Here is a 26,064-nt window from a genome sequence, read left to right as displayed (position 1 = left end):
GATGTCGTTGACGATCGAGACCGCCTCCCCGGCCAGTCAGCATGAGGTGAAGGCCATTCCGGCCATGAGGCGCGGGTTCATGGGTCGTTGCCCGGCCTGCAACGGGGGGCGGCTCTTCGGTCGCTTCCTCAAGGTCGTGGATCATTGCGAGGTCTGCGGAACGGAGTTTCACCATCACCGGGCCGACGACCTGCCGCCCTACATCGTGATCTTCCTCGTGGGGCACCTGATCGGCTACGGCATTCTCATGACCGAAACCAGGCTCGAGATGCCCATGTGGGTGCACCTTGCGACCTGGCCGGCACTGACGCTGATCCTGTGCCTCGCCCTGCTCCAGCCAGTGAAAGGCGCTGTCGTCGGGCTGCAATACGCGTTAGGGATGCACGGTTTCGGGGCTGACCGAGCCAAGACGAACGCCGACGAGGACCATGCCCGTGACGGACACCGAGACCCTGGCGAGGATGGATCGCCTCGTTTCCGCTGAGACCAACCCCACGCTCCCGACGCTCCGTCCCGTCGACGCCGCGACCCTCATCATCATCGACCGCAAGGGCAAGCGCCCGAAGGTCCTCATGGGCAAGCGCCATGAGGGACTGAAGTTCATGCCTGGAAAATTCGTCTTCCCGGGCGGACGGATCGAGGCCGGGGACCGATCCATGACGGTCGCCGGCGCGCTCCACCCTCGCGCTGAACGGGCGCTCATGGGGCGGATCGCACGCCCGTCGGCCCAGCGAAGCCGGGCCCTGGCGTTGGCGGCCATTCGCGAAACCTTCGAGGAGACCGGCCTTCTCCTCGGGACGAAGGATTATGGTGCACCCGAGAGCCCGCCCGCCGGAACCCCCTGGGTCGCTTTCCAGGAGCACGGCGTCTTTCCGGATCTCGAGGCTCTGCATTTCATCGGCCGGGCGATTACGCCTCCCAAACGCGTCAGACGGTTCGATACGCGGTTCTTCGCTGCCGACCGGACATCCATCGCCGCGGAGGTGGAGGGCGTGGTCGGACCGGAGGCCGAACTGGTGGAGCTCGCCTGGGTGACCATCGCCCAGGCCAAGGCTCTCGATCTCCCGCCGATCACGACCGTGATCCTGGGTGAACTGGAGGCCAGAATCGCCGCCGGCTTCACCCATGAGCTGCCGGTCCCCTTCTTCCACCAGCAGCGCGGCCGTTTCGTGCGGGAGCTTCTGTGAATCGGTGCTCTCCCTGAGGGTTTTCGGCCGCCACGTCGCCGTCAGGGGCCCGGAAAGCACCGAGAAGGTCCCCTTCTCCCTTGACTGCCCGCCCATAATCAGGCATGGGAACGACACGATTTTCCGGCCGGGTTCGCCCGGCCTTTGCGTTTCGGCCATGCCGTGGGGCCAACCGAGCGCCCGAACCGAACAAGAGGTCCCGACCATGGCCAAAGCCGCAACGATCAAAGTGAAGCTCGTCTCCACCGCCGACACGGGCTATTTCTACGTGACGAAGAAGAACTCGCGCACGATGACCGAGAAGATGAGCTTCAAGAAGTACGACCCGGTCGCGAAGAAGCACGTCGAGTTCAAGGAAGCCAAGATTAAGTGATCGGCTGACGTCAAGCTTCCGAACCATCCGAAGAACCGCCCCACGCCGGGCGGTTTTTTCGTTTTCGGCAGCGCTCAAGGCGGATGTGGACGGGCGAGATTCGCCGGGCTCGCGAAACCGCCGTTTAGGAGAAGGATATCCCGAGCCAGAGCGTGATGAATGCGAGAGACGTGGCAACGATCATCCACTCTGCCGCTGTCAGCCTGTTCGAATGTGCCGCTGTTCTGGTCTGGTCCATGGCAGGCCCCCTTTGTACCCTTGGGGCCGCTGAAGCGCGTCAGCCCCTGTTTGAACGCAGCGCACGATAGGACCGAATGGAGCACAGCGATGTGCCCGGCGGCACATGGAGGTTCAGGCGGCATCATCGTGTGTGGGACATTGCGGCCGACGACAGCGGCGCTGGGGATGAGATGCACCTGCCGGAGACCGCCCTCATCGCGGCCAGCCGGCTAGAGATCGAGCTCCAGCAAGACAGGCTGATGATCGGAGGCCTGCGTCTCCTGGTCGTAGGAGATGCGTCTGACCCGAGGAGCAATGTCGTCGGTCACAAACACGAAATCGCAGCAATGGGGCGGCCCGTTCGACTGTTCGAAAAGGCAGAACGAAGTCGGGTACGGTTGGGCTCCATGCACCACCTGCCATGCATCGAGAAGGGCAGGCACCTCATGGTCGAAATGCTCCGAGATTCGCTGCTTCACCGGATCCGGCGGACGCATGTTGAAGTCGCCGGTCAGGACGGCGGATGCCGAAGTGGGGAGACGCGCATAGGTGCCCGGCCCGTCCTCGCGCGGGGTGGCGACGCGCTCGCAGGCACAGCGATGGGCCTCACGGATACCCTCGACCTGCGCCCGCCGGAGCTTGTCGGACGAGTATTCCAGATGCGTCGTCATCACGCGAAGAGGCCCGGACGGCGTCTCGACTGTCGCTTCCAGAAGGAGACGCGGCATGTTGCGGGTCGGGGCGGCCTCCCACGGCAGGGTATGGCGCAGCACCTGCCCAACCGGCTGGCGGGACAGGATCATGTTGCCGAAGCGCCGCCGGCGCCCTGCCCCATCCGGTATATCGAGCGCCACGCCCTCCACGGCCGTGTAGTTCGGGAGAAGCCCCGCCAGTTCGGCGAACTGGTTTCCTCCATCATTGCTCTTGAGATCGGAAAAGTTGTCCGAGACCTCCTGGAGGCAGAGCACGTCGAAGTCAGCAATGGCGCGCGCCTCGTCCACCAGCCTTCGCAGATCGACGGTCCCATCGATCCCCAAGCCCCATTGAATGTTCCAGGTGATGATTCTGAGCATGCCGCGCCGCTTCCCTACTGACCGACCTTACTCAGCACGTCGGCTTTCAGGAAGCGCTCAATGACGAGCATGAAGACCACTGAGGGAACGAGCAGGATGAGAGCTGTGATGGAGGCGATCTGGTAGTTGCCGCCCATACTCGCATTGTAGAGAAGCAACGGGAGCGTCGTCACCTGAGGGACACCGACGAAGAAGGTCCCGGTGAACTCGTCGAGCGATTCGAGAAAAACGAAGATCGCGCTCGCCATGATTCCGGGTGCCGCGAGAGGCAGGGTCACGGTGAAGAACGTCCGTAGCGGCGAGGCGCCGATATTGCGCGCCGCAAGTTCGAGGTCCCGGTCGACGGCCGCAAAGGCTGCGGCTGCGATCCATACTGAATAGACCAGGCCGTGAGCCGCATGCACCAGCACGACGCCGGTGATCGTTCCGGTGAGCCCGATGCTGTAGAAGACCCGAGCCACGTTGATGTAGATTGCCACCGACGGGAACGCCTGAGGCAGCAGGAACAGGATCATCAGAGCCGTCCGCCAGGGCAGCTTGAGGCGGGCCAGTGCATAGCCTGCCGGGACCGAGACGGCGAGTGCCACCATGACCGTCAGGCAGGCGATGCCGACACTCGTCATCAGCGACGTCATGGCGTCGCCGGTCGGACGAAAGACCACCTCCCAGTAGCGGAGACCGTAGGAAACAGGCAGCTTGAACGGCGTGTACCACCGCTCCGCCACGGACCAGAGGACGAGATTGGCGAGAGGGCCGAACAGCAGGAAAGCGAACGCTGCAAGCCCCGCAACCTTCAGGACGGTGGATCCGAACGCCCAGAACTTTCTTCCGGACTCAGGGCGGGCACCTGCCTCGGCGAGCGGGAGGGCGGACGAAGCCTGGATCTTGCCGCTCATGCCTGCACCTCGCGCTTCACGCTGTGGCGGAGATAGATCCACGCCACCGTGCCCGCGATGGCATAGGAGATCACGCCGAGTGCGTTGGCGGTCGCGTAATCGCCATAGGAATTGATGCGGAACGCCATGTCGACGGTGAGCATGGTGGGCTGCGAGCCCGCGACCATCATCGGAACCGACAGGACGGACAGCATGGTGACGAAGGAGAGGACGAGGCCGACGAGGAGCGTCTGAGCCACCTGTGGCAGGACGAGTTCGACGAGAACCCGGATCCGCGAGGCCCCGAGATTCCGTCCCGCCTCGATGGTGGCGCGGTCGATCGACGCCATGGCTCCGGCCAGCATCAGCGTCACGAACGGAACCTGCTTCCACACGAACGTGATGATGATGCCGCGCCAATCGAGAAGGCTCGTGGCCTGAAGCGGCTCCATCAGCCCGAGCGCCACGAAGGAATTGTTCATGAGGCCGTTCTTGGCGAGGAAGGTCCGCATGCACTGGGCCGCCACGATGAACGGAATGAAGAGCGGCCAGCGATAGAGGGCTCGCAAAGCCGCAACGAGCCAGGGCGTCTCACCGAGCGTGAGGATGCCCGCTATCGCGATGGAGACCAGAGCGGTCAGAAGGGTCGAGACGACCACGATGAAGAGCGTGAAGAGAATGTCCGTCGAATAGAGCTCGTAGGCCTTCTGGAAGTGCGCGAGCGACAGGCCCCTTCCCGGCTCCGTGAAGGCTGCCGCGAGCGAGAAGCCGAGCGGGTAGAGAAACAGCGCGCCGATCATCGCGAGTGCCGGCGCGACGAGCAGGAGGCCGAGGAGTGACGGTTTCGCCATGATGTGGGACTGTTCCGGTCACGATGGAGCATCGGACATGGTGTCGTGCAGGCAGCCCGTCGTTCGGGCCGCCTGCCGTGGCTGATCGCCTTAGTTGGCGACCTTCTTCTCGTAGGTCTCGAGGATGTCGTTGAAGTATGGGCCGATCGGAAACGCCTTGCCGTTGGTCGCGAGCGTGTCCGGCGGAATGTCGGCGAAGAGCTGGTTCCAGGCCGCCTGATCGAGCTTCCCTTCCAGGTTCTTGGCGTCGATTCCCGGGTACCAGTTGAACCGCTTCACGATGCCCTCAGCCTGCACGTCTGGGCTCGTCGCCAGGGCGATGAACTCGGCGGCGAGCTTCTCCTGCGCCGTCTTCGAGGGAATCGCGTAATACATGGGCTGGCCGGGCATGCCAGGCGACACCAGCTTCAGGCGCATGTTCGGCGGAAGCTTGCCGTCGGCCTTCCACGTGTAGAACATGTCAACCCAGACTGGCCCCATGGCGATTTCGCCGCGGTTAAGCATGTCGAGCGTGCCGGCATTGCCGGGCGTGATGACGACGTTCTGGTTGAACTCCTTCAGATCGGCCATGGCCTTGTCCCAGCTCGCCTTCGTGGCGGCATCGTAAGGCCCCTTCTCGAGCTTCGCCGGATCGCCGCCGAAGGCCGAGATCCACCCGGTCACGAAGGCGACGCCCGACATGCCGCCCTTGATGCCGTTGTAGCCGAACTGCTTCGGATTTTTCTTCACCCACTCGCGCAGCTCGGCATAGTTGTTGGGCGGACTCTTGATCAGGTCCGGATTGTAGGCGATCGCCGTTTGCGAGTGGAACATGGGCATGACGTAGCCGGAAACGTCGGTGCCGAGCGAGTTTGTCGCGGTGTCGCGGGTCACGAGCTTGCCGGTGGGAAGCGAGTCCCGGTACTTCTTGAGCAGATCCCCCTGCACCATCGTGCCGGCGGCCTTCTGGTGGATGACCACCACGTCGAAGTCGGATGCGGCGGCAGCCTGCTTCTGCGCATCGAGCTTCTCGAAGATCTTCTGGGATCCGCCGTCTCCCGGCCCGGTGCCGACGGCCACGACCTTCACGCCCGGATGGCTCTTCTCAAAGAGCGGCCCGAGATAGTCCTTGATGTAATCGACCATGTTCTGGTCGCCGGCCGTCGCGACATTGAGCGTCTGCGCACTGGCCGCACTGCTCAAGAAAAAGGCTGCGAGACCCGCAGCCAATAGGCGTTTACGCATGGGATCCTCCCGAAGTCTGGGTTTGGGGAAACAGGTGCAACGACGCCAGCGGGAGGCGCAGGCCTACCGGGCGGTCGAGCTCGTGATAGCGGTCGTCCGTCACAGTGAAGTGACGGTCACCGACCGCGATCACGTACCTGTAGTGTCCTCCCGGATACGTTCTCTGCGTAATTCTTCCGGGCAGGACGATCGCCCCGTCGATCCGCGCGTGCAGATCGTCGAGGGAAGCGATATCGTCGCGAAAATAAGCCGTGACGGGACCCACGGGCACTTGGCCGCCATAGTTCGCGGTGCTGCCGTCGTCGACCCTCACCTCTACGCCGGTTCCGGCAGCGCGGACGTCGAGGTCGAGGGTGTTCTCAGCCCCCATGAAGCTGGCCACGAAAGGCGAGTTCGGATGGTCGTAGACCTCTTTCGGGGCTCCGACCTGCGCGATCCGTCCAGCATCCATCACGACGATCCGGTCGGCCATCGTCATGGCTTCCTCGCGGTCGTGCGTGACGTGGATCGCCGTGAAGCCGAGGCGGCCCTGAAGAGCCTTGATTTCGGACCGGAGCTGAATCCGCACCTTGGCGTCCAGATTGGACAGGGGCTCGTCGAGAAGAAGGATTTGCGGCTCGATCGCCAGCGCCCGCCCCAGGGCGACGCGCTGGCGCTGACCACCCGAGAGGTTCGTCACTTTCCGGTCCTCCAGACCGGAAAGGTTCAGCATCTTCAGAACGGCAGCGACTCGGGAGCGGATCTCGTCCTTCCGCATGCCGCGGAGGCGAAGGCCGTAGCCGACATTGCCGAGAACGGTCATGTGCGGCCAGAGCGCATAGGACTGGAACATCATCGCCATGCCGCGCTTCTCCGGCGGCGTGTTCACCACATCCCGGCCAAACAACCGGATGGCACCGCCGGCGGCCTTCTGAAATCCCGCGATGGTGCGCAACAGGGTCGTCTTCCCGCAACCGGACGAGCCGAGGATGGCGATGAACTCTCCGGGTGAGACCGAGAGGCTGACCCCATGAAGCACGCGCTGGCTGCCATAGCTGACCTGAAGATGATCGACATCGATGGCGGCAGAGACAGGGCTGTCCACGTCTAAGTATCCTCCCGAGTGCGCTTTTCGCGTCTCTTATTGGAGGAGAAGATCACATTTAAATGTCAGTGGAAAGAGTAACCGAACGTCAGCGCCACGGCTCCAAAAGGGCTATCAGGCCCGTGTGGGAACGGGCGCTGCTTCCATATCGGTAGCCTTCCAAATGAAACCGCCCCGATCGGGGCGGTTTCGGCATTGGCGTTGACAATGGACGATCCCGTCCGTGCGGGCACCGTCTATCAGCGGTAGACACCGTCGATCCGGCGGATCCGTTGAACGTCGCGCCGGTTGATCGAGCCCGTCGTCACCACATCGCGTCTGACCGAGCGTACGAACCCCGCGCGTTGGCGGTCCCTGTAGACGACGCGCGTCACCGTCCGGGGTTGCCGGTAGACAACGCGGCTGCCGTAGACCGGCTGACGGTAGATCACGCGGTTGCCATAGACGGGCTGGCGATAGACCACGCGGGTTCGGTACACGGGGGCCGGCTGGTAGACCACCCGCGTCACCGGCGCCGAGTAGTACCCATAGGCGGGGGCGCTGTAAGCGGGATAGTTGTAGGCGGCAGGATAGCCATAGCTGTAGCCGTATCCATTCGCCGGGTATCCATAAGGATAGCCATAGCCCGGATAGGCATAGGCCGGAGTGGCGGCTGCGGTCAGAAGGCCGCCGAGCACCGCACCGCCGATTAGCCCCGCCGCGACGGCCCCGCCATTGCCCCATCCGCCGCCCCGATAGTACCGGGGATAGTAACCACCATTCCACCCACCGCCGCCATGCCAGCCGCCACCGCGCCAGCCACCACCGCGCCAGTGCTGAGCATCCGCCGTGCCGATGCTCGCGACGGTGACGAGGGTAATGCCAGCCAATAAAGCAAACTTCCTCATGGTGACCTCTCAAGAAGTGACGAAGAGCATTCCTCGCAACAACAATTCAACCGCGGGATTTTGGTTCAAAGCTTGGCCGCCGAATTCATCGGATTTGTTCAATTGGAACAGTGATTTCTGACATTCTGTTCATAATCGGTTGCAATTATGGGGATCCGTTCCGATCGACCGCGGCTAGTGTTGCGGTTTCGACAATCCTATCCGATTGGCTGCCTTCCGCCAGGCTGCCTCACGTCGCTTGGCCAGGGAGATGTCGTGTCGACGATCGAACGCGACGGGATCGAGAAAAACGGCGAGGTCTTCGATGTGTTGCGAGATGCAATACGCTTCAGTCATGACGGAACTTTACCCTCATCGACGACGAATTCCGAAAGGACCGACATAATGAGGCAGGCAGCGGGAAGTTCCTGGGCCGACGTGCGGGCGTTGCGACGCTGGGGGCGGGAAACCCGCTACTGCGCGTAGATCTGCGATCTCGGGAAGATTGTGTTCCCCGCCACCACTTGGGCAATGACCGAAGCGATCTTGTCGCCACCCCTGGCCGAAGGTTCGATGGGGTTCGCATAATCATCAGGCTCGTCGCAGATCAGGCGCAGGTCGATGAGATGAAGCCGTCGCGAAAAGGCCTCACGCATGATGACATCGTTGAAGATCGCCAGCGCCGTGACGACCAGACGCTGCTCCTGCGGATCAGGGAATCGGGCGTCGTAGATCGTGCAGAGGGCGGTCGGCAGGCGCCTCTCGAGGACGGCGTCCAGCATGGTCCGGTAATTATGGGCAAACTCGTCCCTGACATCCGCCAGCTTCGTCATCACTTCGGCGACGGAGACCGCACGTTCGCGCAGAACTCCGCTGTTGCGCAAGGCATCGTTGCCGCCGGCGCTGACGATGAGATGGCTCGCATCCGTCGGAACGCGGTCGAGCTGCTGTTGGACCCCGGTAGTGACGGCACCGTCGACCGCGCAGAGGGTCGCCTTCCAGCCCTGCGGCAGCTTGGCCTGAACCTGCGCCGCCACGTCGGGTTCGCCGCGACGCACATACGCACCGTTATCGAAAATGCTGTCACCGAGCAGGATGACGTGGCTCATCGGACCCCTCCCGTCGCGCGACAACCTCCTGGGACACACCCTTGTTCCTGTCCGATTTGATGCGGCAGGTGCGCCACGAACGTTCGCGAGGCACAACCACCTTCTGACCTCCGGTTCTCCCGTCGATCAAGCTTGTGGGCCGCTGTCCGGTTGGAAGAACGGCGCGAAATGGCCAAGCCAGGAGGCGAGCCAGGCTTCCAGAGCAGCCTTGGCGGCGTGCTCTGTCGGCCCATAGCCCCACGCGTCCTCCTGCAGGGGCGTCGACCAGATCCAGAACCGATTGCTCCCATCGTAAGCCACGCTCCCGACCTCGACCGGGCCCACGAAGCCGACATGACGGTTGAGCGGCACTCCCGCGACCTGATCCTGCTGCCACCGTATCCTGCTCATCGACCCTTCTGCCGTTCCCTGAAGCATTCTGCCAATTAGCGCGTTCCCTCCCTCCCACAAGCCGCAGCCGTGCGGGCAAGGAACGCGATTCATAAAGGAACGTTGGAGCAGACGCGGTGCGGCACGAGGGATCCTGTCATGCGTTTTCTTCCGACTAAAGTGCATGGGATGATCGACTACCTTTGGGGCTTGGCGCTTCTGTCCACGCCATGGCTCTTCGGCTTTGCGGACAATTCGGCTGCGACATGGACGGCCGCCGCGTTCGGCCTTGGAGCGATTCTGTATTCGGCCATTACCGCCTATGAGGTCGGGCTACTCAAGCTCCTGCCGATGCCCCTGCACCTCATCCTCGACGGGGTCGCCGGGCTCGCCCTCGCAGCGTCGCCCTTCCTGTTCGGGTTCGCCGATCGGGTTTACTGGCCGCACGTTCTCTTCGGCCTCTTCTCCGTGGCCGCAAGCCTGAACACATACCTGGAGCCGGTCCTGCCGACAGGGCGCCGGGAACCTGCGTGACCGCCCCAAATGCTCGATTGACGGAGGCCACAGGGAGGCGCAGCATCAGGGCCCTCAAGGGAGGCGCCCATGTTCGAGCAGGCCGTCCAAGTGAGTGAGGCGTTCCGCCAAAGCGCGCATCAGATGCAGGGATCGCTCCACATGGCGTTGAAAGGCTGCCCCGAGTGCCGGACGACGCAGATGATCGCCTCCCCGGCTCTCGGCATCTGCGAGGATTGCGGATCGAGCCTGGTCGTGCTGCCTGTTGAATGAGATCAAACCGTCTTTCCCGTGGCCTGCGTCCGGTCGCACGCTCTATGCTCTGCGGGCGGAGAATCGCATGGCATCGTCCGGGTGGATCGAACGGTTAGGCAGCCTCATCGGAGTGCGCCCTGCGGAGTTGAAGCTGGCGTTTCGCGTCACCATCGCTGGCGCCCTCGCCTATGCCGTCACGAAGCTCTTCGACCTTCCGCAAGGATATTGGGCCGTCATCACGGCCGTGGTGGTGATGCAGGCAAGCGTCGGCGGCTCGCTCAAGGCTGCCGTCGAGCGGTTCAGCGGTACCCTGGCCGGGGCCGTCTATGGCGGCCTGGTCGCCGGCTTCGTTCCTCACACCTCGCCCTTGAGCTTGGGACTGGCCATCGTGGTGGCGTTGTTTCCGCTGGCGCTTCTAGCGGCGGTCAAGCCAGCATTCCGGGTCGCGCCGATCACCTCTCTCATCATGCTTCTGCCCCCCACCGGCCAGGCGATCGGCCCCATCGCCTCGGCCTTCGACCGGGTGCTGGAGATCACCCTCGGCAATATCGTCGGTGTCCTGGTCTCCCTGTTCGTCCTGCCGGCGCGGGCGCATACACTGATGGCGGAGGCGGCCGCGAAGGTCGTGTCCCTGAACGCGGACCTGTTCTCCATCTTCATCGAAGAGCTCACCGACGGTCCGAAGGGCCGCTCCGCGCTTCAGACGCTTCATCCGCAGATCCGCTCCGCTCTGAAGAAGGCGGAGGCTGCAGCCGAGGAGGCGACGCGGGAGAGAAAGAGCCGTCTCACGGAAGCGCCCGACCCGGAGCCTCTCATCCGTACCCTGTATCGGGTGCGCCACGACCTCGTGATGATCGGCCGCGCGGCTTCCGGCCCTCTGCCGCCCCTCATTCGGGAACGGCTCAGCCCCTCCCTCAATGCCCTGCACGAAGCCACCCGCAGGCTCCTTTTGGATCTTGCGCAAGCCCTCCATAATCGCAGGACACCCCAAGGAGCGGCCGCCTTCGAGGAAGCCTTGAACGCCTTTACTTTCGAAGCGGAAGCGCTCCGGTCTCCTTCCCTCATGCGGGAGCTGCCGGGAAAAGCCTTCGGACAGGTCGTCGCCCTTGGCTTTGCGCTCGAACAGTTCAGGCAGGACCTTGGCGATCTTCTTCTCCGAACCGGGGATTTGGCCTTGGACCGCACGGCCCACCCTGACGAAAGGTGAAGCGCGCGGCGGGAATGTCAGGGTTTGGCCTCCCCGGGTTCGACAGCCTCGCTCCGGGCTGCTGCTCCGCGACGAACGCTTAGCGCTCGTAGAGTGGCACGAGTTCCATCTGCGGCACGAGCACCAGCCCCTTGTCGGTGATGCGGATCTCCGGAATCACCGAGAGCGGGATGAGATTGAAGCCCATATAGGGAATCCTGCAGCCCGCCTTCTCCCAGGCGGCCTTCAGGGTCCGGGTCTCCTCGGCCACCTCGGTCACGCGCTTGTCGGAGAGAAGGCCTGCGATTGGAAGCGGCACCATGGCGACGACCTTGCCCTGATCGACCACGCAGACGCCGCCTTGCGCTTCGATGATGGCGTCGAGCGCCACCTGCATGTCGCCTTCATCCGTTCCTGCAACGATCAGGTTATGGGAATCGTGCCCGACGCTGCTCGCGACGGCCCCGCTCTTCAGCCCGAAATCCTTGAGCAGCCCGTGGGCGATTCCGGCGCCGCCGGTGCGGCCGTGGCGCTCGATGACGGATACGAAGGTGAGATCGTTCTTGGCAAGCAGCGCATCCCAATCCCGTTCAGGCTGGAGCCGGACTCTGTCATGGAAGAGGACGATGCCCGGCAGGGCGACGCGGATCACATTGGCCTCGCAGGCCTCAACGGGAAGTTCCGGGATCAGCTTCGGCCGCTTCGCAACGTGAACCGTCCGGTACGCCTCGGGAGGATAGCGATAGCGATTGGAGAGCGCCGCATCGAGCACGGGCGTAATCCTTCTGCTCTCGACGACGAGCTCGCCCCCATACCAGGTGTTCTGCACCTCGAGATCGTCGTTGAGCAGCACCACATCGGCGCGGCGTCCGCCGCCGAGGCCGCCGATCTCACCCTCCATGCCGAAGCGCGTGGCCGGGTGCAGGGCGCCCATGCTCCATGCCTGCTCGCGCCCGATGCCGGCCCGGCGCGCCTCACGCGTGACCCAGTCCATGCCGAACAACATCAGATCGTCGGCGTCACGGTCATCGGTACACACGCAGATGCGCTTGTGAGAGGAGCCGAGCTCCGTGACGGTCTTGATGGCCTCGGGAAGCGAGTGCCACGGCGTAGTCGGCGGTCCGCCCCGCAGGAAGATCCAGACACCGGCATCGAGCAGGTCGTCGGCGATGTCCCGGTCAATGGCTTCATGCGTGTCCGTCACGCCGCTGGCCGCGTAGGCGGCCACGAAATCGCGGCCGTAGATGTGGCCCGAGACCGGCTTGCCGCGCTTCAGGGCCGCCGCGAGGATCGCGTGGCTCCTCTCGTCGCCCATGGTGACGGGCACGAAATCCATCTTCTCGCCGAGCGCCGCCGCCTCCGGCCAGCGGTCGAACAGGGCCGCAATCTTGTCGGGAGTCAGGTCGCCACCCGCCGTTTCCAGGTCCGGCGAGGTGGCCGGTACGGTGCTCGGCACCGTGAGGAAGATGGAGAGCGGCGCATGGCGCGCGTCTTCCAGCATCATCTCGATCCCGGCAGCGTCCATGACGTTGCCGATCTCGTGACTGTCGCAGAAGATCGTCGTGGTCCCGTTGAGCAGCGCCGCTTCCGCATAGGCGCAGGCCGTGATCATGCTGCTCTCGATATGGATATGTGGATCCACGAGTCCCGGCGCGACGATTCCGCCCCTCGCATCGTAGACCCGGCCCGGCGCTCCATTGACCTGGCGGTGGGCGCCGGCAGGCTTCACGGCCGCGATCCGCCCTCCGGCAATCCAGACCTCGCGCTCCGGCGCGATCCGCTCGCTGTAGGTCGACAGCACCCGGGCGCCCGTAATCACCAAGTCGGCGGGTGCCCGGCCCGAAGCCACGTCGGCGAGCCGGCGGGTCATGGTCGACAGGGGAGCCACGGAGAACCGGGTTAGGGCCGTCCTGGGCGGCAGCGAAGGTGTGCGATGATCCATGATCCCTCATCCCGTTTGAACGTCGTTGCCGCAACGTAGCAGGACGAGGCAGGAATCGCATCTCGGATCAGGCCGCGTTCCGGAACTTCCCCGAGTGGGACACGCTTGGCCGCCGCTTGCCCCACGAAGTCAGGCTCCCGCCGAACGGATATGAAAAACTGTCCCTTACGAAGGGACAGGACGAGCCTAGGTCGAAACAAAAAAGGCGCCTTGCGGCGCCTGAATGCAGGATAATGAAGTTGGTGGCCAGCCGGGGACAGCGTTGAGGAGGCAACGATCTGCCCCCAGGCTGGCCGAGCCCCCGAACTCCCAGGAGATGCGGCGGACCTGAGCATCCGTAGGGCATGACTTCCGCTGAAGAGCATCGTGGAATCGAGGGACCGGAACCACTATTCGCCGGCGCGGCCCTCTAGGCCCGCACGATGCGCTAAGGCGGAGACTTGCGCTGAACGTATAGGAAACATGGAACGATGCAAGCGCCCGTGTGGCCAAAAAGCGGCATTTTCCAAAAAAACTTAAAGCCAAGTCATCTCAAGGAGATGAATCCCTGTTTTGAAGCTTCGGGTTGGACCCTGCCATGGATTCGGCCTACTTATGGCGACTTGCTGTCCGCCTCAAGGTAGGTCTTCACCGTTGCGATGAACTTGGACACTGAGATCGGCTTCGACATATAGGCTTCGCAGCCCCCTTCCCGGATGCGTTCCTCGTCCCCCTTCATGGCGAAAGCCGTGATGGCGATGACTGGGATCGACTTCAGCTCCTCATCGGCCTTAAGCCAGCGGGTCACCTCGAGGCCCGACACCTCGGGCAGCTGGATGTCCATAAGGATCAGGTCCGGCTTGTGGGCGCGGGCCAGCTCCATGGCCTCAATGCCGTGGCTGGTCTTCAAGGTCGCATAGCCGTGAGCCTCGAGGAGATCGTTGAAGAGCTTCATGTTGAGTTCGTTGTCCTCAACGATGAGCACAGTCTTCTTCATGGCCGCTTTCCCCGGGGCTCCAGATGTACTTCACCGGCCCAATGGTTCATTTGATGATATAGTTAGGTCCCAACCTATTGATGAAATGCAAATTGACAGCATGAACACTCCCTTAAAAAGAGTTACACGGCAGGAGGCCGAAAATGTCGCACTTGAGGCGTTTTCCTTCCTGACCGCCGATGAGGAGCGCCTCGGCCGTTTCATGGCCGTCTCCGGGCTGCAACCGGACACCATCCGGTCGGCGGCCTCGTCGCCCGGTTTCTTTGCCGGTATCCTGGATTACGTTGTCTCCGACGAGCCGCTGCTGATCGCGCTTGCCAAAGAACTGAACACCAAGCCGGAGCACATCATGCAGGCTCATTGGACCCTCTCGCCATCCGAGTTCGAATAATCCCATCCGCCGATGAGCGAAGCCCCCTTCTGCCGCGACTGCCTGACGCTTTCCACCGATCGATCGGCCGGACGATGCGCGGCTTGCGGGTCTCCCCGCCTCCTGCGGCATATGGAGCGGGACAGCCTCTCGATCGCGCATGTGGATTGCGATGCCTTCTTTGCCGCCGTCGAGAAGCGGGATGACCCGAGCCTTGCGGACAAACCGGTCATCATCGGCGGCGGAAAGCGGGGCGTCGTCTCGACGGCCTGCTATGTGGCCCGGACGTACGGGGTCCGCTCAGCCATGCCCATGTTCCAGGCGCTCAAGCTTTGCCCCGAGGCAATCGTGATCAAGCCGAACGGAGAGAAATACAGCAAGGCGGGCCGCGAGGTGCGCGAGCTCATGCGGGAATTGACCCCCCTGGTGGAGCCCGTCTCCATCGACGAGGCCTTTCTGGATCTGACCGGGACGGAAAGGCTGCATGATGGCAGCCCTGCCCTGACCCTCGCCCGTTTCGCCCGTAAGGTGGAGCGGGAGATCGGAATCAGCATCTCGGTCGGCCTCTCGTACAACAAGTTTCTGGCCAAGGTCGCCTCGGACCTGGAGAAGCCGCGAGGTTTCTCGATCATCGGACGCGACGAGGCGGCAGCGTTCCTCGCCGACAAGCCGGTCGGGATCATTCCCGGGATCGGAGCATCGGCCCAGAGCAAGCTTGCCAAGGTGGGAGTATCCCGGATCTCCCACCTGCGTGAGGTGCCGTTGAAAATTCTGTTCGAGGCCCTCGGCCGGGATTCGCAGCGCCTGTCCCGTCTCGCCTGGGGCGAGGACAGGCGGCCCGTCACCCCGGAGCGGGAGACGAAAAGCATCTCGGCGGAAACGACTTTCGAAACGGATCTGAAATCCTTCGAGGATCTCGAACCGATCCTGTGGCGTCTCTCGGAGAAGGTCTCACGCCGCCTGAAGATGGCCGGCCTTGCCGGTCAGAGCGTGACCTTGAAGCTGAAGGACAAGGATTTCCGGCTTCTGACCCGGACCCGGTCGGGCTTGGCACCGACGCAGCTTGCCGCCCGCCTGTTCGATCCGGCCCGGCAGCTCCTGAAAGCGGCCTGCGACGGTACCGCCTTCCGCCTCATCGGCATCGGGGCAGCCGATCTCTGCGACCCTGCCGACGCGGACAAGGGTGATCTCGCGGATCAGAGTGTCGTCCGCCAAGCCCATATGGAAGCTGCGATCGACAAACTGCGCGACAAGTTCGGAGCGAATGCCGTTCAGAAGGGCATCGTGCTGCGCAAACGGTAGAGCATCGGACCCAAACGCGGACCTACTTTTGGGTCCGATGTTCCTGCCTCTTCGAAGAGCGCGCCGTTCGAGCGGAGAACCGGATCCATTTTTCACGGACGTGGCTTTCCGGGTCGCTGACGCGGCCCACCGGGTCCGCACGATGCGTTAATGGCTGCAGGAACTTGACGCCTGCAGGTCGAGACTTTTCAGCTCTCCTTTCAGAGCAAAGTCCCCATAATCGAGCTTCAGGTCCCGGCTAACGCCGTTCTCGTGAAGCTGGAACGAGATCGTGTAGACAGGCGTGCGATCCGCCTTGCCTTCCTCGAAGTAGCTGATGGTGATGGGCCAGCGCGCGACGGAGGCGAGCTTTTCGCCCTGTGCGACGTCCTCGAGCGAGGCCGAAGCGGCGCCCGCCTCGATTTTCCGGCCGATCAGTCCGAGGGTCTCATAGACCTTGTCGCCCCTGTTGGAACCGTCATAGACCTTCACGGACAGGGTGGTGTCCCCCCGGCGTCCCGCCTCGATTAGCCGCTTCAGGTGCTCGGTCGGAAACACGGTCTCGCCCGGCGCCCCGAACGCTTTTCTCTTGGGCTGCTTCAGGTCGACATTGAGATTGCCCTGCGGCGTGAGTTTGGCGTCGCCGTCCACCTCGCCATCCTTGATCATGCCCTGCCGGAACGAGCTGGACTTGAAATGCATGGATCGGCCGTCGCCCGCCTCATACGTGGCGGTTTGGATGTCGAGCGTGTTGGAGCCGGACTCGCTGCTGTTGAGGATCGTCACCTGGCGGTACTTGAGGGTGTAGCCCTCGCAGGCATCGCCCCCGAATTCCATGGCGATCCGCCCCGTCGCGTGATCGACGCCATTGGACCCGCCGGCTCTCAACAGGGACAGGTCATAAACCGCCCTGTGAGGAACCAATTTGACCGAAGGCCTTGCCGTTTGGGCAGAGGCAGGAGCAAGCAAGGCGATGGACAGGCCGCAGGCCGCAACGAGGAAACGCATATCTTCTCCCGATCCGATGCCAGGCAGGATAGGGTCCTCGCGCGGACAGGGCAATGTTCCCGCTTGCGTCCTTACGGCTCATCCGCCACTACTCCGTCCGGATGATGTCACAAAACGAGGCTCCCATGAGTGCAGTCGACAAGAAACTTCAGGAACTGGGAATTACACTTCCGATGCCGGCCGCGCCGGTCGCGAATTATGTCCCATTCGTCAGGACCGGGAACCTGGTCGTCATCTCCGGGCAGCTCTGCCTCGGGCTGGACGGGAAGCTGGCCGATGCGCACAAGGGCAAGCTCGGTGCCGAGATCTCTCCTGAGATCGGCCAGGAGGCGGCGCGGCTCTGCGCGATCAACCTGCTCGCGCAGCTCAAGGCCGCCGTCGGCGACCTCGACAGGGTCACGCGCTGCGTCCGCCTCGGCGGCTTCATCAATGCGGTGCCGACCTTTGCGGCCCTCGCTCCCGTGATGAACGGCGCCTCGGACCTGATGGTCGAGGTTCTGGGCGATGCAGGCCGGCATGCCCGCTCCACCATCGGGGTCGCCGAGCTGCCGCTTGACGCCTGTGTCGAAGTTGAAGGGATGTTTGAAGTCCAATGAGCACCCCAAGCTGGCTCGTCGCGAAGCCCATCGCCCATCGCGGCCTCCACAACAAGGGGGAAGGCGTCATCGAGAACACCGTCTCGGCTGCTGAAGCGGCCATTGCACGTGGTTTTCCCATCGAGCTCGACGTTCAGCTGACCGCCGACAACGAGGCCATCGTCTTCCACGATTTCGAGCTCAACCGCCTGACTGGTGAGACGGGGCTCGTCGCAGAGCGCAAACTCTCCGACCTGAGCAAAATTGAGATCGTCGGCGCCACGGGCGGAGACAGGATCCCGGCGTTGACCGACTATCTCGCCACGATTGCCGGGCGTACGCCGCTGGTGATTGAGATCAAGAGCAAGTTCAACGGCGACCTGCGATTGACCAAGCGGGTCATCGAGATCCTAGCGGATTACAGCGGCCCATTCGTGGTGAAGTCGTTCGATCCGGATATCGTGGCCCATTTGCGGGCGAATGCTCCGAACATCACGCGCGGATTCATCGGCGAGCTGGAATATGGCTCGAAGGCTGACAGTTTCCTGACGCCCGAGATGAAGCACCGGATGGCCAATCTTCTGCACTTCTCGGACACGCAGCCGCACTTCCTGTCATGGCGCGTGAAGGACATCCCCTGTGCTTCGACCCATCTCAGCCGAGTCCTGGGCAACCTGCCCGTGATGACCTGGACGGTACGGACGCCGGAGGATCGCGCCCGTGCCGAAAAGCACGCCAACCAGATGGTCTTCGAGGGCTTCCTGCCCTAAGGTCCTGCCGCAACGGTTGCAAGGATCCCGCCGAGCCATTAGCTCTTGATGCCTAACGGCGGGATCCTTCGACCCAGTGACATTCCAAGCCAAAATCGCACAAGGCCTGAAACTTGTCCCGGCCGCCGACTGGGACGCCTGTGCGCTCGATACGGGTTCCGGCCACGACGACCCGTTCAACCCGTTCTTGTCCCACGCCTTCCTGTCCGCCCTGGAGGATTCCGGCTGCGTCGGCGGAAGGTCCGGGTGGGCGCCGGTTCATGTGCTCATCGAGGACGAGGCCGATAAGCTGCTTGGTGCTGCTCCCTGCTACCTCAAGTCCCATTCCATGGGCGAGTACGTCTTCGACCATTCCTGGGCCGATGCCTATACGCGGGCCGGCGGACGGTACTACCCGAAGCTCCAGGTGGCCGTTCCGTTCACGCCGGTCACAGGCCCTCGCCTGCTCGTTCCGGACGGACCGCGCTCGGCGGAGATCCGCTCCGCTCTGATTGCCGGCTTGAGGGCCCTGCGCGATCAGACCGGCGCATCCTCCATACACGCAACCTTCCTGCAGGAAGCGGATCTCCAGGCACTCACATCGGAAAAGTTTCTCCGACGGGACGACCAGCAGTTCCACTGGTTCAATGAGGGTTACGGCCGCTTCGAGGATTTTCTCGGAGCCCTTGCCTCCCGCAAGCGCAAGGCGATCCGGCGCGAGAGGCGCGACGCCCTCGCGAACGGCATCTCAGTCGAGTGGGTCTTGGGCAAGGACATCACCGAGGCGCACTGGGACGCCTTCTTCGCGTTCTACATGGATACCGGTTCCCGCAAATGGGGCCGCCCCTATCTCAACCGCCGCTTCTTCTCGCTGATCGGCGAACGGATGGCCGAGCGCATTCTCCTCGTCATGGCCAAGCGCAGCGGTCGCCACATCGCCGGGGCGATTAACTTCGTCGGCGACAAGCGACTCTACGGACGCAACTGGGGCTGCATCGAGGACCATCCCTTCCTGCATTTCGAGGTCTGCTACTATCAGGCCATCGAGTTCGCCATTGCGCACGGGCTGGATCGAGTCGAAGCCGGAGCCCAGGGAGAGCACAAGCTCGCCCGAGGCTACAGGCCCGTCATCACCTCCTCGGCGCACGACATCGCGGACCCCTCCCTGCGCCGGGCAGTTCAGGCCTATCTTGATCAGGAGCGTCTCTACGTCTCCGAGGCTGCCGGCGAACTGGCAGCCGCTACACCGTTCCGGCACCGTGAAGAGGATTAGTACCCGGCTCAAGGCATCCTGGTGTTCCGCCCTGCGGCGACGTACGCGGTGAAACCCTCGAGGAATTTGCGCAGCTGCTCCTCGACCTTCTGATCGGCAATGGTGCCATCCTGGTTGAAGACGGTTTGGGCCCGCGACACCATCAGACGTCCCCCGGCCCAGAAATCCGCTCTGAGCGTCCGCAGGACCGGAAGCCACGCGTCCTGAGAGAGAATCGTGCCGAACCCGCCCGGCGATGCTCCGATGACCGCGACCGGCTTCCCACCGAAGACGCGCTTGATGTCCGAGTCCGGTCTTGAGAGCCAGTCGATGGCGTTCTTGAACACTCCGGGGATGGAGTTGTTGTATTCGGGCGTGACGAGAAGAAGGCCGTCCGCAGCCGCGATGGTCTCTTTCAACTCCGTCACCCGCGCCGGAATACCTTCCTGCGTTTCGACATCGCCGTCGTAGAGCGGGATCCCTCGGATGGTCTCGACGACCAGTTCCGCGCCTTTGGGCATCAGGCTGGCGGCATTCCGCAGCAAGGCGGAATTGTACGAAGCTTCGCGCAGGCTACCCGAAATGCCGATCAGTTTCGCCACATCGACCTCTTTCGCCGTCGGGCTCTGCGCCCGGGAGTCGGGCCGCTCACCGAGAGCCGCGCCCGAGACGCTAAGATTCCGGATCTGGCAAGTCAAACTGCGGCTGGGCCCGCAATCGCGTCCGAAGTTGCGTCACCCGGTCTCGACCGCCACTCTAGAAAAAGCAGGACATCCGTTCATATGTGGACTATGGACCACACGACTTTCCGCTGCACTCTCAGACATTGATGAGCACCTGTTCCGCCTGCGTCATCCGCGAGCATCCCTGATGCAGGAGCTTGTGAAACCTCCACATGTCTTCCCCGCCAACGGCGGGGCCATGGGCGAGCGCATCCGCCGCCACCAGTGGTCGACCACAGCGGTTGGACCGATCGAGACATGGCCGCAGTCCCTGCGAACCGCCGTCAGCATGATGCTGCATTCCAAGTTTCCGACCTTCATGGCGTGGGGCCATGAGCTGACGAGCTTCTACAACGATGCCTACGCTCCGATGCTCGGATCGAAGCCTGAGGCACTTGGGCGCTCATTCCGGGATGTCTGGGCGGAGGCATGGGGCACGGTCGGCCCGATCGCTGAACGAGCCTTTCTGGGCGAGGCAAGCTACTTCGAAGATCTGCCGATCACCATCGAGCGCAATGGATATCCCGAGCAGACATGGTGGACGTTTTCCTACAGCCCGATCCACGATGAGACCGGCGGCGTCGGCGGCATTCTCTGTATCGTACACGACACGACCGCGAAGGTTCACGGCGAACGGCGGCTCGGGTTTCTGGTCCGCCTGAGCGACCGCCTGCGCAGTTTGAACGAACCGCTTGAGGTCATCACGGCTGCCCAGGCGATGCTGGGCGAGCACCTCAAAGCGAGCCGCGTCGGCTACGGAGAGGTCGAGGAGACGGCCCGCTACTTCACTACGGAGCGGAACTGGACGGACGGAACGGTCGAGCACCGGACCGGGACGCACGACCTGGCGGCATTCGGTCCGGAGATTCATGGCGCCCTCAAACGCGGTGAAACCCTGATCGTGCATGACGCTGCCGCCGACCCGCGGACCAATTCTCCCGAGCACCTGGCTGCCTTCGCCTTCCTCGAGTTCTCCTCCGTTGTCACCGTCAGTCTGATCAAACACGGGCGCATGGTCGCGGCCCTCTACGTTCACAACCGGGAGCCGCGCCTCTGGAGCGAGAGCGAAGTCAAACTCATCGAGGACGTCGCCGAGCGGACCTGGGATGCCATCGAGCGCATCCGATCGGAGGCGGCCCTTCGCAAGAGCGAGGAGCGCCTTCAGCTCGCCCTCGAGGCGTCGAGCGTTGTGGGAACCTGGGACTGGGACATCCAGTCCGATCTGGTTTATGCGGACGAGCGTTTCGCCACGTTGTACGGGGTCGACCCCGCACGAGCCGCGACGGGAGCGCCCATCGCCGGCTTCCTGAAAGGCGTTCATCCGAGCGACCGCGCCCGGATCGAGGACCTGATTCGGGAAGCGTTGGACACGGGGCGCACTCTGGCCGCGGAGTACCGCACGATCGACGGATCCGGACAGGTCCACTGGGTTTTCGCCCAGGGACGCTGCTACCGGGCAGCTGGGCAGCCGGTCCGGTTTCCCGGCGTCTGCGTCGACATCACCGAGAGAAAGAGAGCCGAGGAACACCGGGAGCTTCTCATCAACGAGCTGAATCACAGGGTAAAGAACACCCTGGCGACCGTACAATCCATCGCCTCTCAGAGCCTGCGCAATGCGGAAACCACAGAAGCGGCCCGCTCGGCCATGGAGGCTCGCCTGCTGGCGCTCTCCCGCGCCCACGATGTGCTCACGCGCGAAAATTGGGAGGGGGCCGGACTGGTCGAGATCGTCAGGGAGGCGCTAGCCCCCTATCGCCACGACCGCGAGAACCGGCTGCATGTGGAGGGCCCGGATGTGCGCCTCTCGCCCCGGATGGCGCTCGCTATCGCGATGGCCCTGCAGGAACTAGCGACCAACGCCGTGAAATATGGCGCTCTCTCCAATGCCTCGGGCGAGGTGCGGGTGGCATGGGTGGTCGAGCAGAAGGGTGAGAAACGCCTGCGCTTCAGCTGGACCGAGACAGGCGGCCCTCCGGTGAAGGCTCCACGGCGGCGCGGCTTCGGCACGCGCCTGATCGAGCGGAGCCTGGCTCAGGATCTCAACGGCGAGGCCCATATCACGTTCGCTCCGACCGGGATCATCTGCACGGTCGACGCCGCCTTCGCGTGAGCGCCAGAGGAAAAGCCGCACCGGCTGTGGGCCGCTGCGGCTTCCTGGGGAAGAAGTCCCAAATGACCGGTCTCACAAACTGGAGATGATTGCGTCGATCCCTTCCATGATCGCAGCCGGCGATGTGCCGACCGCGTTCAGGCCAAGGTTCAGCAGCCAATAGCAGCCGAGCAGGATCACAGGCACGAGGACCCAACCCAGGACTTCCTCGAACCAGACGCGCCGGCGCCGACGCTGGTAGCGCTTCTCGCGCCAGGACAGCTTCGCCGGAGCGTCGAAGGTTCGGGACGCCTCAAGCGGTCCCTCGTGAATCTCACTCGTCATGCTCTAACCAACGGAACTTTCGGAACAGTGCGGACGCCTCCGCCTCCATTACCATCGGATCCCTTCGGTTTCACGGCCTTTTTCGTCTTAGAAGAAGCCGACTTGGCCTTGGGCTTCTTCTTGGCCGCGTTGGTCACATCCTTCTCGGGCTTCGGCTTCACCGGACCCTCGACATACTCGAAGCCGAGGTTCTGGAGGCCGATTTCGTCCGTCTTGACCACCACGCGAACGGCTCCGCCGTTCTTGAGGCGTCCGAACAGAACCTCGTCCGCGAGCGGTGTCTTGATCGTCGATTGGATCAAGCGTCCCATCGGACGAGCACCCATGGCCTCATCGTAGCCATGCTCGACCAGCCAATCGCGGGCCTCGTCGGTGAGCTCGATCGAGACATTTCGATCGGCGAGCTGGGCATCGAGCTGCATGACGAACTTCTCGACCACCTTCTGGACCACTTCCTTCGGCAGGTGGGCGAAAGAAATGACGGCATCGAGGCGGTTGCGGAACTCGGGCGTGAACAGCTTGTTGATCGCTTCCGTATCGTCACCCTCACGCTTGGTGCGGGTGAAGCCATAGGCCGGCCGGGCCATGTCGGCGGCGCCTGCGTTCGTGGTCATGATGATGATCACGTTACGGAAATCGACCTGCTTGCCGTTGTGATCCGTCAGCTTTCCGTGATCCATGACCTGGAGCAGGATGTTGAACAGATCCGGGTGCGCCTTCTCGATCTCGTCGAGCAGGAGCACGCAATGCGGGTGCTGGTCGACGCCGTCGGTCAGCAGACCACCCTGGTCGAAACCCACATAGCCCGGAGGCGCCCCGATGAGGCGGCTGACAGTGTGGCGCTCCATGTACTCCGACATGTCGAAGCGCAGGAGTTCGACCCCGAGGGAAGCAGCCAGCTGCTTGGCGACTTCGGTCTTGCCGACGCCCGTGGGTCCGGCGAACAGGTACGAGCCGATGGGCTTCTCCGCGTCGCGGAGACCGGCCCGAGCCAGCTTGATCGCCGAGGAGAGAGCCTCGATGGCCTTGTCCTGACCGTAGACGACCCGCTTCAGGGTATCCTGCAGGTGAGCGAGCACCTCGGCGTCGTCCTTCGATACGGTCTTGGGTGGAATCCGCGCCATGGTGGCGATGGTGGCCTCGATTTCCTTGATGCCGATGGTCTTCTTGCGGCGACCTTCGGGCAGGAGCATCTGGGACGCGCCGGTCTCGTCGATCACGTCGATCGCCTTGTCCGGCAGCTTGCGGTCGTTGATGTAGCGGGCCGACAGTTCCACCGCCGCCTTCACGGCGTCGTTGGTGTACTTGAGCTTGTGGAAATCCTCGAAATAGGGCTTCAGACCTTTCACGATCTCGATGGCATCGGGCACGGACGGCTCGTTGACGTCGATCTTCTGGAAGCGGCGGACAAGGGCCCGGTCCTTCTCGAAATACTGGCGGTACTCCTTGTAGGTGGTCGAGCCGATGCAGCGGAGGCTGCCCTGAGCCAGCGCGGGCTTCAGGAGGTTCGAGGCATCCATAGCGCCGCCGGACGTGGCGCCGGCGCCGATCACCGTATGAATCTCGTCGATGAACATGATGGCGTTCGGATGAGCCTCGATCTCCTTCATGACCTGCTTCAGGCGCTCTTCGAAATCGCCACGATAGCGGGTGCCGGCCAGGAGGGTGCCCATGTCGAGGGCGAACACGGTGGCTCCCTTCAGAACCTCCGGGACCTCGCCCTGAACGATCTTGCGCGCGAGGCCTTCCGCGATGGCGGTCTTGCCCACGCCGGGGTCGCCCACCAGGAGCGGATTGTTCTTCTGGCGACGGCACAGGACCTGGATGGTCCGCTGGACCTCGGATTCGCGGCCGATCAGCGGGTCGATCCGTCCTTCCTTCGCCTTCTTGTTGAGATTGACGCAGTAAGCGTCGAGAGCATCACCCTTTTTCTTCTGGCGCGCGTCACCCTCCTCCTGCGTCGGCCGCTCGCTCGAAGATTCCTCCTCGGACCCGCGCGGAGATCGGCTCTCCGTGAGGCCGGGGCGCTTGGCGATGCCGTGGCTGATATAGTTGACCGCGTCGTAGCGGGTCATGTCCTGCTCCTGCAGGAAGTATGCGGCGTGGCTCTCGCGCTCCGCGAAAATGGCGACCAGCACGTTGGCGCCGGTCACCTCGTCGCGGCCGGACGACTGGACATGGATCACGGCCCGTTGGATCACGCGCTGGAAACCGGCGGTCGGCTTAGAGTCCTGACGCCCGTCGGCCACCAGATTGGCCAGTTCGCTGTCGACATAATCGACCAGGTTGCGCCGGAGAACATCGAGATCGACATTGCAGGCCCGCATGACGGCCGCAGCATCCTGGTCGTCGATCAGGGCCAGGAGGAGGTGTTCGAGGGTTGCGTATTCATGTCGGCGCTCTCCTGCGAGAGCGAGAGCGCGGTGAAGGGCTTGTTCAAGACTGCGAGAAAAGCTCGGCAACGGCTTGTCCTTTGTGAGACGGGGCTCGGCTAATTCTTTTCCATGACACATTGCAGAGGGTGCTGATGTTTCCGGGCGAAATCCATCACCTGGGTCACCTTCGTCTCGGCAACTTCGTACGTAAAAACTCCACACTCCCCGACGCCGTTCTGATGGACGTGCAACATGATCCGGGTCGCATCCTCGCGGTTCTTGTTGAAGAACCGTTCCAGCACGTGCACCACGAACTCCATCGGGGTGTAATCGTCGTTCAAGAGAAGAACGCGGTAAAGGTTCGGCCGTTTCGTGCGCGGTTTGGTTTTCGTGATGATAGCCGTGTTCGAGCGACCGCCGTCATCGCCGCCAGGCGGCTGCGCCCCGCCGGCAGCGGATACCGGACGGGTCTCCGACAGGGTCAAACTACCTTGTGCTAACCGCAGCATATTCGGACGACCGCCCCTTCTTCTGTTTTTGGCCCTCGGCCTCTCGCCCGTCCTGTTCCGGGCCATCGGCATCCAGCCAAATGTATAGTCGCTCCATTCGGTTTGCCAGATCAACCAGATGGGTGGTCGCAGCCGTGATGAAAAGAGCGACATCTTGGCCATGCCTGCGCCACCAGCCCGGGCGGCAGGCCAAGCCCTGAATGCATGGCAGGATCAACGCAAAACGCCCGGGACAAGCCCGGGCGCTTCATGGCAGAAGACCTTCGGATCGGCTCGTTATGCGGCTGACGCCTTGGAGAGGAGACCCTCATAAGGCTTCATCGTCTCCGCCGCGAGCGCCGAATAGAGTGCGCTCATCTTGGCCGTCTGGCTCACGAGGCTGTCATAGGCGCCTTTGACGAAGGCGGTTTGGATTTCGACAGCCTTGTCGAGGGTCTGAACGCCAAGGAGCTTTTCGACCGTGGAAGAGGTCTGCTCGAACGACTTGCGAGCGAAGTCCGCCGTCTCGGCCGCGATGGCCTGGCTGTTGCTTGAGAAGGCTCCAAGCGCCTTCACGGTGGCATCCAGGTTGTCCTGGCCGAATTTCTGAATGTGGGTAAACGGCTGAAGCATTGTGAACCTCGGCAATAAGGCGTTAAATGGCGGCTGGCGCGGCTGGATAGCCAACGAAGTCAATATGTGCAGCGC

28 protein-coding genes are annotated in these 26,064 nt (G+C 63.2%); 12 read left to right on the top strand and 16 right to left on the bottom strand.

The window, feature by feature from the left end; all coding sequences use genetic code 11:
- The first annotated feature begins 1 nt into the window (after position 1).
- The 3 genes from HPT29_RS12195 (at position 2) to rpmG (ending at position 1,560) form a co-directional block, all read left to right on the top strand.
- Complete coding sequence (locus HPT29_RS12195; RefSeq protein WP_173950392.1) at positions 2 to 484, top strand: DUF983 domain-containing protein; 483 nt, start codon at positions 2 to 4, stop codon at positions 482 to 484.
- Complete coding sequence (locus tag HPT29_RS12190) at positions 462 to 1,187, top strand: NUDIX hydrolase (protein ID WP_210272501.1); 726 nt, start codon at positions 462 to 464, stop codon at positions 1,185 to 1,187. The genes HPT29_RS12195 and HPT29_RS12190 overlap by 23 nt, the downstream gene beginning before the upstream one ends.
- Positions 1,188 to 1,392: 205 nt before the next feature.
- Positions 1,393 to 1,560 (top strand): 50S ribosomal protein L33, encoded by a 168-nt coding sequence (rpmG, locus tag HPT29_RS12185; protein WP_173950390.1) that lies wholly within the window; start codon positions 1,393 to 1,395, stop codon positions 1,558 to 1,560.
- Between the two features lie 449 nt (positions 1,561 to 2,009).
- On the opposite strand, the gene HPT29_RS12180 is transcribed toward rpmG, so the two are convergent.
- The 8 genes from HPT29_RS12180 to HPT29_RS12145 form a co-directional block, all read right to left on the bottom strand.
- A complete protein-coding gene (locus HPT29_RS12180) occupies positions 2,010 to 2,852 on the bottom strand; it encodes an endonuclease/exonuclease/phosphatase family protein (protein ID WP_173950389.1) in 843 nt (280 codons plus the stop codon).
- Positions 2,853 to 2,866: 14 nt separating this feature from the next.
- Entirely contained in the window at positions 2,867 to 3,748 is an 882-nt protein-coding gene (locus tag HPT29_RS12175) for an ABC transporter permease (RefSeq protein ID WP_173950388.1), read from the bottom strand.
- Positions 3,745 to 4,578 carry an ABC transporter permease gene (locus tag HPT29_RS12170; protein ID WP_173950387.1) on the bottom strand — a complete coding sequence of 278 codons (834 nt, stop codon included), beginning with the start codon at positions 4,576 to 4,578 and terminating at the stop codon, positions 3,745 to 3,747. Before HPT29_RS12170 ends, HPT29_RS12175 begins: the two co-directional genes overlap by 4 nt.
- 90 nt (positions 4,579 to 4,668) lie before the next feature.
- Positions 4,669 to 5,802 carry an ABC transporter substrate-binding protein gene (locus tag HPT29_RS12165; RefSeq protein WP_173950386.1) on the bottom strand — a complete coding sequence of 378 codons (1,134 nt, stop codon included), beginning with the start codon at positions 5,800 to 5,802 and terminating at the stop codon, positions 4,669 to 4,671.
- On the bottom strand, positions 5,795 to 6,886 hold the full coding sequence (locus tag HPT29_RS12160) for an ABC transporter ATP-binding protein (protein WP_173950385.1): 1,092 nt from the start codon (positions 6,884 to 6,886) through the stop codon (positions 5,795 to 5,797). Before HPT29_RS12160 ends, HPT29_RS12165 begins: the two co-directional genes overlap by 8 nt.
- Positions 6,887 to 7,125: 239 nt before the next feature.
- Complete coding sequence (locus HPT29_RS28720; RefSeq protein ID WP_315974850.1) at positions 7,126 to 7,773, bottom strand: hypothetical protein; 648 nt, start codon at positions 7,771 to 7,773, stop codon at positions 7,126 to 7,128.
- Positions 7,774 to 8,225: 452 nt separating this feature from the next.
- Positions 8,226 to 8,861: an SGNH/GDSL hydrolase family protein gene (locus HPT29_RS12150; RefSeq protein WP_173950384.1), complete on the bottom strand. Its 636-nt coding sequence runs from the start codon at positions 8,859 to 8,861 to the stop codon at positions 8,226 to 8,228.
- 126 nt (positions 8,862 to 8,987) lie between these two features.
- Positions 8,988 to 9,251 (bottom strand): hypothetical protein, encoded by a 264-nt coding sequence (locus HPT29_RS12145; RefSeq protein ID WP_173950383.1) that lies wholly within the window; start codon positions 9,249 to 9,251, stop codon positions 8,988 to 8,990.
- Between the two features lie 138 nt (positions 9,252 to 9,389).
- Here HPT29_RS12145 and HPT29_RS12140 point away from each other — a divergent pair, with 138 nt between their 5' ends.
- The 3 genes from HPT29_RS12140 to HPT29_RS12130 all read left to right on the top strand — a co-directional run bounded on the left by HPT29_RS12140 (position 9,390) and on the right by HPT29_RS12130 (position 11,205).
- On the top strand, positions 9,390 to 9,764 hold the full coding sequence (locus HPT29_RS12140; protein ID WP_173950382.1) for an SPW repeat domain-containing protein: 375 nt from the start codon (positions 9,390 to 9,392) through the stop codon (positions 9,762 to 9,764).
- 69 nt (positions 9,765 to 9,833) lie between these two features.
- The gene (locus tag HPT29_RS12135; protein ID WP_173950381.1) at positions 9,834 to 10,016 is read left to right on the top strand and encodes a hypothetical protein; all 183 of its coding nucleotides are present in this window, start codon (positions 9,834 to 9,836) and stop codon (positions 10,014 to 10,016) included.
- Between the two features lie 67 nt (positions 10,017 to 10,083).
- Positions 10,084 to 11,205: an FUSC family protein gene (locus HPT29_RS12130; RefSeq protein ID WP_173950380.1), complete on the top strand. Its 1,122-nt coding sequence runs from the start codon at positions 10,084 to 10,086 to the stop codon at positions 11,203 to 11,205.
- Between the two features lie 79 nt (positions 11,206 to 11,284).
- On the opposite strand, the gene HPT29_RS12125 is transcribed toward HPT29_RS12130, so the two are convergent.
- Together HPT29_RS12125 and HPT29_RS12120 are read right to left on the bottom strand one after the other, a co-directional pair.
- Positions 11,285 to 13,126, bottom strand: a complete 1,842-nt coding sequence (locus HPT29_RS12125) for an adenine deaminase (RefSeq protein ID WP_173950379.1) — start codon at positions 13,124 to 13,126, stop codon at positions 11,285 to 11,287.
- 592 nt (positions 13,127 to 13,718) lie between these two features.
- A complete protein-coding gene (locus tag HPT29_RS12120; RefSeq protein ID WP_173950378.1) occupies positions 13,719 to 14,102 on the bottom strand; it encodes a response regulator in 384 nt (127 codons plus the stop codon).
- 100 nt (positions 14,103 to 14,202) lie between these two features.
- Between HPT29_RS12120 and HPT29_RS12115 the strand changes: the two genes are divergently transcribed.
- Positions 14,203 to 14,493 carry a DUF3572 domain-containing protein gene (locus tag HPT29_RS12115; protein ID WP_173950377.1) on the top strand — a complete coding sequence of 97 codons (291 nt, stop codon included), beginning with the start codon at positions 14,203 to 14,205 and terminating at the stop codon, positions 14,491 to 14,493.
- Positions 14,494 to 14,505: 12 nt separating this feature from the next.
- Positions 14,506 to 15,774, top strand: coding sequence for a DNA polymerase IV (locus tag HPT29_RS12110; protein WP_173950376.1), 1,269 nt, complete (start codon positions 14,506 to 14,508; stop codon positions 15,772 to 15,774).
- 147 nt (positions 15,775 to 15,921) lie between these two features.
- On the opposite strand, the gene HPT29_RS12105 is transcribed toward HPT29_RS12110, so the two are convergent.
- Entirely contained in the window at positions 15,922 to 16,761 is an 840-nt protein-coding gene (locus HPT29_RS12105; protein ID WP_173950375.1) for a cell envelope integrity EipB family protein, read from the bottom strand.
- A 125-nt stretch (positions 16,762 to 16,886) separates the two neighbouring features.
- On the opposite strand from HPT29_RS12105, the gene HPT29_RS12100 reads away from it, so the two are divergent.
- The 3 genes from HPT29_RS12100 (at position 16,887) to HPT29_RS12090 (ending at position 19,358) form a co-directional block, all read left to right on the top strand.
- Positions 16,887 to 17,357 carry a RidA family protein gene (locus tag HPT29_RS12100; RefSeq protein WP_173950374.1) on the top strand — a complete coding sequence of 157 codons (471 nt, stop codon included), beginning with the start codon at positions 16,887 to 16,889 and terminating at the stop codon, positions 17,355 to 17,357.
- On the top strand, positions 17,354 to 18,106 hold the full coding sequence (locus HPT29_RS12095; RefSeq protein WP_173950373.1) for a glycerophosphodiester phosphodiesterase family protein: 753 nt from the start codon (positions 17,354 to 17,356) through the stop codon (positions 18,104 to 18,106). The genes HPT29_RS12100 and HPT29_RS12095 overlap by 4 nt, the downstream gene beginning before the upstream one ends.
- Before the next feature lie 76 nt (positions 18,107 to 18,182).
- Entirely contained in the window at positions 18,183 to 19,358 is a 1,176-nt protein-coding gene (locus HPT29_RS12090; RefSeq protein WP_173950372.1) for a GNAT family N-acetyltransferase, read from the top strand.
- 8 nt (positions 19,359 to 19,366) lie between these two features.
- On the opposite strand, the gene HPT29_RS12085 is transcribed toward HPT29_RS12090, so the two are convergent.
- The gene (locus tag HPT29_RS12085; protein WP_173950371.1) at positions 19,367 to 19,939 is read right to left on the bottom strand and encodes an NADPH-dependent FMN reductase; all 573 of its coding nucleotides are present in this window, start codon (positions 19,937 to 19,939) and stop codon (positions 19,367 to 19,369) included.
- Between the two features lie 268 nt (positions 19,940 to 20,207).
- Here HPT29_RS12085 and HPT29_RS12080 point away from each other — a divergent pair, with 268 nt between their 5' ends.
- The gene (locus tag HPT29_RS12080; protein ID WP_259060616.1) at positions 20,208 to 22,169 is read left to right on the top strand and encodes a PAS domain-containing sensor histidine kinase; all 1,962 of its coding nucleotides are present in this window, start codon (positions 20,208 to 20,210) and stop codon (positions 22,167 to 22,169) included.
- A gap of 72 nt (positions 22,170 to 22,241) precedes the next feature.
- Here the strand turns inward: HPT29_RS12080 and HPT29_RS12075 are convergent, their stop codons facing one another.
- The 4 genes from HPT29_RS12075 to HPT29_RS12060 all read right to left on the bottom strand — a co-directional run bounded on the left by HPT29_RS12075 (position 22,242) and on the right by HPT29_RS12060 (position 25,989).
- Positions 22,242 to 22,493, bottom strand: coding sequence for a hypothetical protein (locus HPT29_RS12075; protein ID WP_173950369.1), 252 nt, complete (start codon positions 22,491 to 22,493; stop codon positions 22,242 to 22,244).
- Positions 22,490 to 24,955 carry an ATP-dependent Clp protease ATP-binding subunit ClpA gene (gene clpA, locus HPT29_RS12070; RefSeq protein ID WP_173950368.1) on the bottom strand — a complete coding sequence of 822 codons (2,466 nt, stop codon included), beginning with the start codon at positions 24,953 to 24,955 and terminating at the stop codon, positions 22,490 to 22,492. Before clpA ends, HPT29_RS12075 begins: the two co-directional genes overlap by 4 nt.
- 29 nt (positions 24,956 to 24,984) lie before the next feature.
- Positions 24,985 to 25,377 (bottom strand): ATP-dependent Clp protease adapter ClpS, encoded by a 393-nt coding sequence (gene clpS / locus HPT29_RS12065; protein WP_247654722.1) that lies wholly within the window; start codon positions 25,375 to 25,377, stop codon positions 24,985 to 24,987.
- Positions 25,378 to 25,653: 276 nt separating this feature from the next.
- Entirely contained in the window at positions 25,654 to 25,989 is a 336-nt protein-coding gene (locus HPT29_RS12060) for a phasin family protein (protein WP_173950367.1), read from the bottom strand.
- Positions 25,990 to 26,064: the final 75 nt, after the last annotated feature.

Source organism: Microvirga terrae, assembly GCF_013307435.2.
GTDB classification, from domain to species: Bacteria; Pseudomonadota; Alphaproteobacteria; order Rhizobiales; family Beijerinckiaceae; genus Microvirga; species Microvirga terrae.
This window is presented reverse-complemented; position numbering and strand designations above follow the sequence as displayed.